The sequence below is a fragment of the Dyella sp. 2HG41-7 genome, from assembly GCF_021390675.1.
In the GTDB taxonomy this organism is placed as follows: domain Bacteria; phylum Pseudomonadota; class Gammaproteobacteria; order Xanthomonadales; family Rhodanobacteraceae; genus Dyella_B.
This window is the reverse complement of record NZ_JAJEJV010000003.1, coordinates 190609-204398: the sequence shown is the minus strand read 5'-3', so window position 1 is coordinate 204398 and position 13790 is coordinate 190609. Positions and strand designations below refer to the sequence as shown.

Genomic DNA, 13790 nt, shown 5'->3' with positions numbered 1-13790 from the left:
CGCTCGCCTCCGTACCGCACGCAACACCCTTCCACGGAAGCGAGACATGATGAAGCAATCCTCCCAGGCTGTTATGGCCAAGGCTGTCGGCAAAACCACGGCCGCACCGCCGCGCGTGGCCGCCGCGCAAGAGGCGTTCAAGGAAAACGAAGCCCTACTGGCGAGCCTGGAAACGACCACGGCCGGCCTGAACGAGGAAGAGATCACCGAGCGCCTGTCGCGCGACGGCGTGAACGAGGTGTCGCACGAAAAGCCGCCGCACTGGACGGTGCAGCTGCTGCGCGCCTTCAAGAACCCCTTCATCATCGTGCTGCTGATTTTGGCGATCGTGCAGATCGTGGTGACGCCGGACGATCTCTCCGGCCCGATCATCATCGGCGTGATGGTGGGCATCAGCGTGTTGTTGAGCTTCACGCAGGAATATCGCTCCTCGCAGGCGGCCGAAAAACTCAAGGCGATGGTGCGCAACACGGCCACCGTTACGCGCCGTGCTTCGGATGGTCATAGCGAACGCATCGAAGTGCCGGTGGGCGAGTTGGTGGTGGGCGACATCGTGCATCTCGCCGCGGGGGACATGGTGCCCGCCGATCTGCGTCTGCTTACGGCCAAAGACTTGTTTATCAGCCAGGCCATTCTCACCGGCGAGTCGCTGCCGGTGGAAAAGGCCGGTCCGACGCAGGCGCATATCGTGGAAGGCGGTGCGCATGGCGCGCAGCAGGGCAATCCGCTGGATCTGCCCACCATCTGTTTCATGGGTACCAACGTGGTGAGCGGTACGGCGACCGCTGTGGTGGCGGCGACGGGTTCGCGCACGTACCTGGGTTCGCTCGCGCGCAGCCTCGTGGGCGAACGCGTGCAGACCAGCTTCGATCGCGGCGTCAGCAGCGTGAGTTGGCTGCTGATTCGCTTCATGCTGGTGATGGTGCCGATCGTGCTGGGCATCCAGTGGTACAAGCACGGCTTCCTCGATGCGCTGATGTTCGCGCTGTCGGTGGCCGTGGGCCTGACGCCGGAGATGTTGCCGCTGATCGTTACCGCCAATCTCGCCAAGGGCGCGATGGCGATGTCCAAGCGCAAGGTGGTGGTGAAGCGCCTCAATGCGATTCAGAACTTCGGCGCGATGGACGTGTTGTGCACCGACAAGACCGGCACGCTCACGCTCGACAAAATCGTGCTGGAACGCCACCTGGATCTGGACGGCGAAGATTCGGAAGACGCACTCGAATACGGTTATCTCAACAGCCACTTTCAGACCGGTTTGAAAAACCTGATGGACAAAGCCGTGCTGGCGCATCGCGATCTGGAACCGATCGTGGCGCGCTATCGCGTGGTGGACGAAATTCCGTTCGACTTCCAGCGTCGCCGCATGTCGGTCGTGCTGGCCAACGGAAACGGTCATAACCTGCTGGTATGCAAAGGTGCAGTGGAAGAGATGCTCTCCATCTCGACCATGGAGCGTCGCGGCGATCAGGTCGTACCGATGACCGACGAGCGTCGCCGTGAAATCAAGGCGATGACGCGCGAACTCAACGAGGACGGTTTGCGTGTACTGGTGGTGGCGATCAAGCAGCAGGCGCCGAGCAATCGCGCTTACGGCGTGGCCGATGAAACCGAACTCACGGCCGTGGGTTGTCTCGCCTTTCTCGATCCGCCCAAGGACACCGCGGCGACGGCAATCGCGGCGCTGCATCACCATGGCGTCGAAGTCAAAGTCATCACCGGTGACAACGAGGCGGTCACGCGCAAGATCTGCCGCGAAGTGGGCTTGGATGTAGAGCACTCCGCGCAAGGTCGCGACATCGAGCCGCTGGACGATGAAGCACTCGACGTTCTGGTCAAGCGTACGACCGTGTTCGCCAAGATGTCGCCGTTGCAGAAAGCGCGTGTGGTGAAGTCGCTGCAACGCCAGGGTCATACCGTCGGCTTTCTCGGCGACGGCATCAACGACGCACCGGCCTTGCGCGAGGCGGACGTCGGTATCTCGGTGGATACCGCCACCGATATCGCGAAGGAATCGGCCGACATCATTCTGCTTGAAAAGAACTTGATGGTGCTTGAAGAAGGCGTGCTCGAAGGGCGCGTTACCTTCGGCAATATCATCAAGTACATCAAGATGACGGCCAGCTCCAACTTCGGCAATGTGTTGAGCATGGTGGTGGCCAGCTTCTTCCTGCCGTTCCTACCGATGTTGCCGTTGCAGGTGCTGGTGTTGAATCTGCTGTACGACATCTCGCAGCTGTCGATTCCGTTCGATCGCATGGACGACGAATACCTGCGCAAGCCGCGCAAGTGGGATGCCAGCGATATCGGCCGCTTTATGGTCTGGATCGGTCCAACCAGTTCGATCTTCGACATCACCACGTTTGCGCTGTTGTGGTTTGTGTTCGGCGCCAACAGCGATGCGCATCAGTCGCTGTTCCAGTCCGGCTGGTTTATCGAAAGCCTGCTGACGCAGACGTTGGTGGTGCACATGATCCGCACGCGAAAGATTCCGTTCTTGCAGAGTGTTGCTGCGGCGCCGGTGCTGGGTCTGACGACGGCGATCATTGTGATCGGCATGCTGATACCGTTCTCGGCGATCGGCGCGAAGATCGGCATGGTCCATTTGCCCGATGCGTATTTCGGCTGGCTGGCCGCGACCGTCGTGACCTATTGCGCGCTGACCCAGTTGGTCAAAGTGCTGTACATACGGCACTTCAAACACTGGCTCTAAAAAAACAGAGCGGGCGAGCAGCTTTCTCGCGAATGCCCGATGCACTGCAACCGCGATGCGATGACCGAACATCGCCCGCGATATTTACATTGCCGAATTGACGACGAGTGGCGTGAACGCCGCTCGCCCTTCGGTTATACATGGCTGGCCGAGGCTGGTTGTAGGAGACACGCCATGAAAGGCACCTTCGCTTTGTTCGACATCGCCGGCTACGTCGCCCTGTTGCTGTGGGGCACGCACATGGTCACCAGCGGCGTGTTGCGCGGCTACGGCAGCGCGTTGCGTCGTTCGCTGGGCCGTTTTCTCGGCACGCGGCCGAGCGCGTTCGCGTTCGGTATTTGCATCACCGCATTGCTACAAAGCAGCACGGCGACGGGCATGATGGCGACTTCATTCGCCGCGAGCGGTTATCTCGGCTTGGCGCCTGGGCTTGCGGTGATGCTCGGCGCGAATGTCGGCACCACGCTGATCGTGCAGGTGATGTCGTTCAATATTGCGCTGATTGCGCCCGTGCTGATTTTGTTCGGTACGGCGCTGCATCGGCGCAGCGACGATGCGCGCTATGAAAACCTCGGCCGCGTCGGCATCGGTCTCGGCTTGATGCTGCTGGCGCTGCATCTGCTGGTATTGACGATGGCGCCGATGGAGAACGCGCAACTGCTTAAGGCCGGCATGCAAGCGCTGGCCGGCGAGCCGGTGCTGGCTATGCTGCTTGCAGGGCTGCTCACCTGGATGTGCCATTCCAGCGTCGCCGTGGTGTTGTTGATCGTGTCGCTCGCAACAGGCGGCGTGGTGGATGCGCCGGGTGCGATGGCGTTGGTGCTCGGCGCCAATCTCGGCAGCACGTTGCCTGCGTTGCTCGAAGCGCACACGCCGATAGCGCGTCGTTTGCCGCTGGGCAACTTGTTGGTGCGTGCATTTGGCTGCGTGGTGTGCCTGCCGCTGCTGACGCCGATCTCGCACTGGCTGGCGGCGCTAGGCGATACGCCGGCACGCATCGCGGTGAATTTCCACACGGCATTCAATCTCGCGTTGGCGCTGATCTTTTTGCTTCCGGTAGGCCACATGGCGCAATGGCTCGTGCGTCTGTTGCCGGAGCCGCCGCGCCCGGCCGATCAAGGCGTGCCGTTGTATCTGGAAGAAGCGGCGCTGGAAAGCGCGGGTGTTGCGTTGGTCAACGCCACGCGCGAATCCATGCGCATGGCCGATATGGTCGAAGGCATGTTGAAAGGCTTGGTCGAAATCTTCGGCAAAGACGACTCGGTGCGCGCCGCCGCAATCAGCAAAATGGATCCGTATCTGGATCGCCTCGGCGTGGCGATTCGCCAATACCTGGCCGATCTCGGCAGCGAAGCCTTGAACGAAGAAGATGGCGAGCGCAGCCAGGAGATCCATGCGTTCGTCATGAATATCGAGCATATCGGCGATATCACCGCCAACAACCTGATGGAATTCGCCGCCAAGAAAGCGCAGCGCGGACAGGACTTTTCAGCGGATGACATCCAGGATCTTGCGGCCATGCATGGGCAAGTGATGGAGAGCCTGCGCCTGGGAATCGCCGTATTTATGCGCGGCGATCTGCGTGCGGCACAGCAACTGGTGGAGCGCAAGGAATTGCTGTGGCGACAGGAAAACGAGGCCTCCGATCGCCATATCCGCGACCTTCGCCAACAGCGCGACGGCGGTGGCGGCGATGTGTATCTGCGCATTCTGCGCGATTTGCGGCGCATTCATTCGCATCTGGCGGCCATTGCCTACTTGCCTTTGGAGCGCGCCGGCCTTCTTCAAGGCAGGTTGATCCAACCCTCGAACAATCACGCCATTGCAGAAGGAAAAGCCTGAACTTGGACAGTCACACGCAAGCGGAACCACCGACTATTAACCCTCCACGCTGACTGCTGCCGTTGACCCGGCAGCGGCGGGTGGCGACACCACCGCGGTCCGGGTCTGTAAGGCGCGTGTCATACGCTGCCTTACCCCCTTCACCGTATTGCAACAACGTTATGGCCTCGTGCGTATGAGGAAATGCCATAGCGCGGCGACGATGGGGAACACCAATGCTTCACCAGCTCAATAAACAAGGATGGCGACTGGCGGTTGCCATGGCCGCAGCGCTGAGTACGGCCGCCTGTTCGCGTGGCGGAAACGAATCGGCCGATGCTCCGCCGGCCTTTACCGTCGCACATGGAAAGATCAACGTCCCCGATGGTTCGCCGTTGCGCAAAGAGTTGATCGTGCAGTCGGTCGACATGAGACAAGCGCCTCACGCGATGATCTTTCCGGCGAACGTAGAAGCCGATCCCACGCACACTGCCAATGTGCTACCGCCGCTCACCGGCAAAGTCATGGCGTTGAAAGTCGCATTGGGCGATCACGTTACGCGCGGCCAATTGCTCGCCGTGATCGATTCGGGCGATTACGCGCAAGCGTATGCCGATGCCGACAAAGCACGCGATGCGTTGAACCTTGCAAAGAAGACGCTCGACCGCGCACGCGGTGTTCAAGCCGCCGGCGGTAACGCCACCAAGGATCTGGAATCCGCGCAAAGCGGTTTCAATCAAGCGCAAGCGGAATTGAATCGCTCGCAAACGCGTCTCGCCGCCGTCGGCGGAACGCCGGGTGCTTCGGCGCAGCGGCTTATGCAAGTGACGGCGCCGACCAGCGGCATCATCACCACGCTGTCGGTATCGCCCGGCACCTACGTCAACGACGCTACCGCCGTGATGATGACTGTCTCGAACCTCGATTCGGTATGGATCACCGCGAACGTACCGGAGAGCGATGTCGGCCAGATCGCCAAAGGCGAAAAAGTCGACGCCGTGCTGTCGGCGTATCCGAACGAGACGTTTCACGGCGTGGTCAATTTCGTCAATCCGTTGCTGCAATCGGATACGCGCCGCGATCTGGTGCGTGCGGTGTTCGCCAATACCGACGGCAAACTCAAGCCCAATATGTACGCCAACGTCAGCATTGGCGTTCCGCAGCCGGCGCAAGTGTTCGTGCCCGAATCGGCGTTGCTGATGAACAACGACAGCATCACCGTCTTCGTCGAAGTATCGCCGTGGACGTTCGAGCGTCGCGCGGTCGATCTGAGTTACGACGAAGCCGATGGCACGCGCGTGCTGAAAGGTTTGAAGGCGGGCGATCGCGTGATCGTGAGGGGCGGGGTGCTGCTCAATGATTAACGCACTTTTCCGCTTCTGTTTCGAAAAGCGCAAGTTGTTTATCGTGGTGACGATACTTGTCCTCATCTTCGGTTATTACTCGTGGACGCAGCTGTCGATTGAGGCGTATCCGGAACTGAGCGACGTCACCACGCAAGTCACCACGCAGGTGCCGGGCCTGGCCGCGGAAGAAATCGAACAGCAGATCACCATTCCACTGGAACGTCAGCTTGCGACGACGCAAAACCTCGTCACCATGCGTTCGAGCAGCACCTTCGGACTATCGCTGATCACCATGGTGTTCAAAGACGGTTCCGACGATTACTGGGTGCGCCAGCGCGTGCAGGAGCGTCTCAGTCAGGTCACGCTGCCAGCGGGCGTGACACCGGGGCTCGATCCTGTGAGTGGGCCGGCCGGCGAAATTTTTCGCTACACGTTGGAATCGAAAACCAAGAATTTGATGCAATTGTCGGAGATCCAACGCTGGACCGTGATCCCTGCGCTGCAGCAGGTGCCCGGCGTCATTAACGTCGATAACTTCGGCGGCTTTACCAAAGAATTCCAGCTCGAACTGGATCCGACGCAGTTGCTGCACTATGGCGTCAGCGTCAATCAAGTCACTGCGGCGATTTCTGCCAATACGTCCAATGCCGGCGGCGGGCGCATCACGCGCGGCGAACAGTCGTATATCGTGCGCGGCGTCGGCATGGTGCATTCGCTGAAAGATTTGGGCGACATCGTGGTTGCGCAGAACAACGGTGTGCCGGTGCTGGTGCGCGATCTGGGCAAGCTGCGTTACGGTCATCAGGTGCGCGAGGGCATTCTCGGTAAAGACAGCAATCCGGACACCATCGAAGGCATCGTCGATCTGCTCAAGTACGAGAATCCATCGCACGTGCTCGACGGCGTTCACGCCAAGGTGGCGGAACTCAACAAGCAACTCGCCGCGCAAGACGTGCAGATCGTGCCGTATATCGATCGCGACGATCTGGTGAACGCGACCAAGGAAAAAGTCTTCCACACCGTGATGGAAGGCATCGGCCTGGTGTGCATCGTGCTGATTTTGTTTTTGGGAAGTCCGCGTTCCGCGTTGGTGGCGGCGGTGGCGATTCCCATGTCGCTGGTTACCGTATTTATCCTGATGCAATTCACGCATATGTCGGCGAATCTGTTTTCGCTCGGCGCGATCGACTTCGGCGTGATCGTGGACGGTGCGATCGTGGTGACCGAGGCGATCCTGCGACAGCGCGAAATGAAGCCGACGGAAGTGCTGGTGGAAGAAGACGTGATGCTGGTGACAGGTCACGTGGGTCGCTCCATTTTCTTTGCGACCTTGATCATCATCACGGCGTACTTTCCGCTGTTTGCGTTCGAGCACGCGGAAGGTAAGCTGTTTCGGCCGATGGCGTTCACTGTCAGCTATGCGCTTTTGGCCGCGCTGCTATGCACGGTGACGTTGACGCCCGCGCTGGCGTTTCTCGCGCTGCGCAAGCCGCGCAAGATTTTCGAAAACAAACCGCTCAAGCGCCTGCAGGAAGGGTTTACCCATACGCTGGGCCGTTTGCTGCATAACCTGCCAATCGCATACGGCGTCGCCATCGTGGCGTTCTGTGGCGTGTTGATACTCGGCGCAAGCATTGGTCGCGAATTTCTCCCCGATCTCGACGAAGGTTCGCTGTGGTTGCAGGTGCAAATGCCGACCGGCTTATCGTTGGATAAAGCCAGCCAAATGACCGCGCAGCTGCGCAAAGTCGTGCGCGAATTTCCCGAGGTGTCCTATGTGGTGACGCAGCTCGGCCGCAACGACACGGGTTCCGATCCCTGGACGCCGTCGCATGCCGAAGCCGCGGTCGGGCTTACGCCGTATAGCACGTGGCACGGCGAATCGAAGGCCGAATTTCTGCGCAAATTCGCGGCGCGCATGAATCAGTTGCCGGGCATCAGCGTCGGCATCAGCCAGCCGATCGTCGACGGCGAAAACGACATGATCGGCGGCGCGCACAGTCCTTTGGTTTTGCGCATTTACGGTGACGATTTTCACGAGTTGCGCCGCATCGGCGATTCGATTGTCGACGTGTTGAAAGGCGTGCGCGGCACCAGCGATGCGTCGATCTTTCAGGAGCCACCGATTCCACAGCTGACGATTACCGCCGATCGCGATGCGGCCGCGCGCTACGGCATCAATGTCGGCGACATCACCAATCTGATCCAAACCGCGATCGGCGGTTCGCCGATCACGCAGGTGTACGTGGGCGACCGCGTCTACAACGTGACGGCGCGCGTCTCCAACGACGTCGCCAACAATCTCGAAGCGGTGCGCGAGCTGCCGCTCACGTCCGCTTCGGGCGCGCAGGTACCGTTGAAGCAAGTGGCGCATATCCAACTTGCGACCGGCGAAAGCACCATCTCGCACGAAAACGGCCAGCGTCAGCTCACCATTCGCATCGACAACCGCGACCGCCCGCTATCGGATTACCTGGGGGATGCTCAGAAGCAGATCGCCGACAAGGTGCATTTCGACGCATCCACCTATAGCCTCGAATGGGCCGGCAATTTCCAGAACGAGCAGCGTGCGCAAGCGCGCTTGATCGTCGTGATGGGATTGGTGATGGCGATCATGGCGATCCTGCTGTTCGCCGAATTTGGCAAATTCCATCAGGCCGTACTCGTGCTTGGCGTGGTGCCGCTCGCCGCGGTCGGTGGGTTGATTGCTTTGCACGTGCGTGGCGAGACGTTGAATATCGCCACCGCCGTAGGCTTTATCGCGTTGTTCGGCGTCGCGGTTCAAAACGGCATCATCATGGTGTCGAACATCAATCGCGTGCGGCACGAAGGCACCGCGTTGTTCGAGGCGGTGCTGGTCGGCGCGACCGAGCGCTTCCGTCCGGTGTTGATGACGGCCACGGTGGCGAGTATCGGCATGTTGCCGGCCGCGTTGGCGACGGGCATCGGCACGGACGTGCAGCGCGGACTGGCGACGGTCGTCGTGGGTGGTTTGCCGATCGCGACCTTGCTGACGCTGTTTATCCTGCCCAGCCTTTACTACGGGCTCGAGAACTTCATCAAGCAGCGCTGGGGTCATGCGCCGGCCGAGGTGGAGATCTGATCATGACTGCGAATCGTCTTTTTCATCTTTATCGTTCATGGCTTGTGTTCGGTGTGAGCATGGCGCTTGGTGCGTGCGCGGTGGGGCCGGATTACCACCGTCCCGCACCGCCTGCCGCGCAGAGCTACACGCAAGGGAACACATCTTCGACGACCGCTTCCGCACCTGGGGCGGATGGGCATGCGCAGCAGTTCAATGCAGGTCAGGACATTCCCGGCCAATGGTGGACGTTGTTCCACTCCGAACCGCTGAACGGCCTGATCGACGATGCGTACAAGCACAACCCCGATCTCGCAGCGTCGCAGCAAGCGCTGCGTCAAGCGATGGAAAACGTGCGCGCGCAGCGCGGACAGTATTTTCCGCAAGTGAGCGCGGGCATTGATGCCACGCGACAAAAAACCGGTCAGGTGCTTTCCAGCGGCATCGCCTCCAACGACACGTTGTACAACCTCACCACTGCGCAGCTGAGCATTTCGTATGCGCCGGATCTGTGGGGCGCCAATCGTCGCCAGGTGGAATCGCTGGTGGCGCAGGCGGATGCGCAGCGTTTCCAACTGGAAGCGACGTATCTCACGCTCACCTCCAATCTCGTCAATGCGGCTGTACAGGAAGCGTCGTTGCGCGCGCAGATTGCCGCCACGCAGGACATGATCGACAGCCAGTCAAAAATTCTGGATACAAGCAAAAAGCAGCTGGATCTGGGCGATGCGTCGGACAACGATGTGGCTGCGCAAGAGGCCGCGTTGGAACAAGCGCGTGTCGCACTACCTCCGTTGAACAAACAGTTGGCGCAGCAGCGCGATGTGCTCGCCGCGCTCACCGGTCGTACGCCCGATCAGGATATCGCCACGCAATTCACACTGGACAGCCTGCAATTGCCGCAGGATTTGCCGCTCACGCTGCCTGCGCGACTCGTTGAGCAACGCCCGGACGTACGCATGGCGGATGCTCAGTTGCATGCCGCATGCGCGCAAGTGGGCGTGGCGTTCGCCGCGCGCTTGCCGAATATCAACATCACCGCCAATTGGGGTAGCGCCACCGACCAGATGCACACGTTGTTCGGTTCGGGCACCGGTTTTTGGAATATCGGCGCCGCCGTTACTGCGCCGCTGTTCGACGGAGGCACGCTCAAACACAAACAGCGCGCGGCGGAGGCGGCTTATAAGCAAGCGGCGGAGCAATATCGCAGCACGGTCCTGACCGCCTTGCAGAATGTGGCCGACACCTTGCACGCGCTGCAATCGGATGCCGATGCGATGGCTGCCTCGGCGCGCGCCGAACAAGCGGCGTCGCGCAGCTACGTCATCGCGCAGAAGCAGTACGCGTTGGGCGATATCAGCATGGTGGCCTTGCTCAATGCGCAAGTGACGTATCGGCAGGCGGAACTTGGCTTGATCCAGGCGCGCGCCGCGCGTTACGCCGATACGGTGGCGCTGTTTCAGGCACTGGGCGGCGGTTGGTGGAATCGCCACGATGTGGCGGTTGCGGGTAACCTGTAGTCAATCCCAGGCAGGCGCTGGGCGACAGTAAGCACATCTGCTGGAAGGGGCGCGATGATGTATCTGTTGAATCACCCGGTTACGTTGTTTGTGGTTGCAGCGGCGGTATTGTTGCTGGCGCACGAGTTTGGTTATCGCTTGCGGGCATTCGCCAAAGATCCCGAAGACACGGAATGGGAAAAGCAGATTCATCAGACGCGCAACCAGGTTGCGGTGCTGTTGAGCCTGCTGATCGGTTTTGCGATGAGCATGGCCTTATCCCGTTTCGATGCACGCAAGCAGTTGGTCATCGACGAAGCTAATGCCATCGGCACGGCCTACTTGCGCACCGCGATGCAGGTCGAGCCTGTGCGCAGCGCGGCGCCAGTGTTGCTGCGCGATTATGTCGATGCACGCTTGGCTATTTTCGGCACGATGTCCGATATCGACGAACAAAGTCCGGCGGTTAAACAAGCCAGGAAAATTCAGGATGCGCTTTGGGCGCAGGCAACGGCCGCTGCACAGCAAGCGCCAACGCCCATTACCGGCCTCTACGTGTCGGCGTTGAACGATATGATCGATATGGACAGCAAACGCGTAGCGGCCCGACGCAATCGCGTGCCGCCGGATATCTGGATATTGATGGGGGTGTTGTCCGTGTTGACGTCCATCATCATCGGTTACGGGCAACGTCATCGCGCGGCGTTGGCGACCTTCATTCCGGTGCTGACCGTCGCCATTTCAATGAGTCTGATCGCCGATCTCGATTCGCCGGTCAATGGTTTGATCCAGGTGAGTCAGCAAAGCATGCAGATCCTGAGCGACGATCTGCATAAGCAATTTCCTGTGCAAGCGAACGGCGCTCCCGCAAACGCGCCGTATTAGGGATGCACGTTAACGCTTGCTTTGCGCCTGCGCGGCGTTACGCGCACGCCGCAGCCACCACAACACCAGCGCCACCAATACGGCTACGACGCCCAGCAGCCATAGACTGTTTTGCCCTCGGCGTATCCACATGCCGAGCCAATCGCGTCGGTTGGCGCCGAAATAACCCAGGTAGACCCAGAACGGTACGCTGATCAAGGCGGCTAGACCGTCCAGCAGCAGAAAGCGCCAGAAACCCACGCGATGCGTCGCGCCTGCCGTGATGTACACGGCCGTTCGCATGCCGGGCAGAAATCGTGCGAAGAACATCAACCGATTGCCGTAGCGCTCGAACTTCTCTTGCATCTGTGCGTAACGACGCGGCGGCATCAGCAACGCAATGGGTCGCCACTGCAACATATGCACACCAAAGTGATGGCCGAGCAAAAACATGCCCGCATCGCCCATCAGCACGCCGACCATGGTGACCGCCGCCATGATGTGCACATTGGCGTAACCCAGACCCGCGATCACGCCGCCGGCAACCAGCGTGATGTCTTCCGGCAGCGGCAGTCCCGCGCCGCACAGCATCAGCGCGACGAACACCGCCGCGTAGCCGTTTTCGGCGAAGACGGTGATCAGGCGCTCAAGCAAATCCATCAACGTTCCTTGTCGTCATAAAGCCGCTCACGATGCGCATCCGGTTCGCATGTCATGACGTGGCCGTGGGTGTGGGCGCGCGTGCTGCCAGCAACTGGCGCAGTTCGGCTTTTTCAGCGCTGTCGAGTTTGCCCTCGCGATTTTTGGAGACCAGCGCGTCGCGGCGTTGATCGATGGCTTGCTGTTGCATGCGCGCGAGCGCGTCGAAAAATTCGATGCGCTGCGTTTCCGGTTCGCCCACGACGGTGGCGGCCATCAATTTTTGCAGCGCCGCGTACTCGGGCCGCTCCATGAAATGTTCTACCAGCATGGCGGCGTTGATGCCGGGCCGCGCGCGCGCGGTGTCGAGGAGTTCCGCAAGCAAATCCACGCCAGGTTTCTCGAGACGAAGAAATGCGTACGGCCGCTCGACGTCGTCGGCGAGGCCCGGTTGCGCGAGCAACAGCGCAATGGCGCTGCGCACCAATGAGCGTTGCACGGCGACGGGGCGCTGCACCGGACGGCGCGCGACCGCATCGGGCTCCAGCACCGCGCGCGCGCCACTGCGTTTTTCCAGCTCCTGCGCCATCAAGTCGCGAAACGCGCCGTCCGGCAAACGCGCGATCAACGGACGCGCACGTTCGGCCAAGCGAGCGCGTCCGTCGAGACTGCTCATGTCGACATCGTGCGAGAGTTCGCCAAAGAAATATTCCGAAAGCGGCGTCGCTTCGCGCAGGCGTTTCTCGAAACCTTCTTTGCCTTCTTGACGCACCAGCGTATCTGGATCTTCGCCTTCGGGCAGAAACAGAAAATACGCCTGACGTCCGTCGCGCAAACGCGGCAACGCGGATTCCAGCGCTTTCCAGGCAGCGGAACGACCCGCGCGGTCGCCGTCGAAACAGAACACGACATCGGGCGCGGTGCGAAACAAGGTTTCGGTGTGTTCGGGCGTGGTGGCGGTGCCCAACGTAGCCACGGCGATCGGCAGGCCAGCTTGATGCAGCGCAATCACATCCATATAGCCTTCCACCACTACGATGCGCGCGAGGTTGGAGTTGGCTTGTTTCACCTGCCACAGCGCGAACAACTCGCGGCCTTTGTGGAACAGTGGCGTTTCCGGCGAGTTGAGGTATTTCGGACCTTGTTCCGACTTCAGCACGCGGCCGCCGAAGGCGATCACGCGGCCGCGGCGATCGAGAATCGGAAACATCAGCCGTTCGCGGAAGCGATCGTATTTATTGCCGCGTTCGTTGTTGGCGACCATGCCCGCTTCGGTCAAAAGCTGCATACGCCGATCGCTGGTACCGAGGTTCCGGATCACGCCATCGAAGCCGGCCGGCGCCCAGCCGATGCGAAAGCGCGCGATGGTGTCCGCATCCAGGCCGCGTTTGTCGCAATACGCCTTGGCCTCGTCGCTCTTCTTCAACTCACCTTCGTACCAGCGTGTTGCGCCGTCGAGCATGGCGTAGAGATCGGTTTTGTCTTCGCGCGGCGCGTTGTCGCGCGCGCCTTCGTACGGCACTTTCAGGCCGACCGCTTGCGCGAGTTCTTCGACCGAGTCCGGAAATTCCAGCCGCTCGTAATCCATCAAAAACTTGATGGCGCTGCCGTGCGCGCCGCAGCCGAAACAATGGAAGAACTGCTTGGCGGGGCTGACATAAAACGACGGCGTGCGTTCGTTGTGGAACGGGCAGCAGGCGGTCCATTCGCGTCCCGCTTTTTTCAACGGCACGCGCCGCTCGATCACGTCGACGATGTCGACGCGGGCGAGCAGTTCGTCGATGAAACTGTCTGGGATGCGGCCGCGCATAGTCCGGCTAGTCTAG

8 protein-coding genes are annotated in these 13790 nt (G+C 60.6%); 6 read left to right on the top strand and 2 right to left on the bottom strand.

Annotation, left to right across the window (positions count from 1 at the left end; translation table 11 throughout):
• The first annotated feature begins 46 nt into the window (after positions 1-46).
• The 6 genes from mgtA (at position 47) to L0U79_RS00830 (ending at position 11346) form a co-directional block, all read left to right on the top strand.
• Positions 47-2713, top strand: a complete 2667-nt coding sequence (gene mgtA / locus L0U79_RS00855; protein WP_233839989.1) for a magnesium-translocating P-type ATPase — start codon at positions 47-49, stop codon at positions 2711-2713.
• 174 nt (positions 2714-2887) lie between these two features.
• Positions 2888-4555, top strand: coding sequence for a Na/Pi cotransporter family protein (locus L0U79_RS00850; protein ID WP_233839988.1), 1668 nt, complete (start codon positions 2888-2890; stop codon positions 4553-4555).
• A 260-nt stretch (positions 4556-4815) separates the two neighbouring features.
• Positions 4816-5898 (top strand): efflux RND transporter periplasmic adaptor subunit, encoded by a 1083-nt coding sequence (locus L0U79_RS00845; RefSeq protein WP_233839987.1) that lies wholly within the window; start codon positions 4816-4818, stop codon positions 5896-5898.
• Positions 5891-8983, top strand: a complete 3093-nt coding sequence (locus L0U79_RS00840) for a CusA/CzcA family heavy metal efflux RND transporter (RefSeq protein WP_233839986.1) — start codon at positions 5891-5893, stop codon at positions 8981-8983. Before L0U79_RS00845 ends, L0U79_RS00840 begins: the two co-directional genes overlap by 8 nt.
• Positions 8984-8985: 2 nt before the next feature.
• A complete protein-coding gene (locus L0U79_RS00835) occupies positions 8986-10482 on the top strand; it encodes an efflux transporter outer membrane subunit (RefSeq protein ID WP_233839985.1) in 1497 nt (498 codons plus the stop codon).
• 54 nt (positions 10483-10536) lie between these two features.
• On the top strand, positions 10537-11346 hold the full coding sequence (locus tag L0U79_RS00830; RefSeq protein WP_233839984.1) for a hypothetical protein: 810 nt from the start codon (positions 10537-10539) through the stop codon (positions 11344-11346).
• Between the two features lie 9 nt (positions 11347-11355).
• On the opposite strand, the gene L0U79_RS00825 is transcribed toward L0U79_RS00830, so the two are convergent.
• Positions 11356-11985 (bottom strand): DedA family protein, encoded by a 630-nt coding sequence (locus L0U79_RS00825; protein WP_233839983.1) that lies wholly within the window; start codon positions 11983-11985, stop codon positions 11356-11358.
• A 52-nt stretch (positions 11986-12037) separates the two neighbouring features.
• The gene (dnaG, locus tag L0U79_RS00820) at positions 12038-13774 is read right to left on the bottom strand and encodes a DNA primase (RefSeq protein WP_233839982.1); all 1737 of its coding nucleotides are present in this window, start codon (positions 13772-13774) and stop codon (positions 12038-12040) included.
• Between the last annotated feature and the right edge of the window lie 16 nt (positions 13775-13790).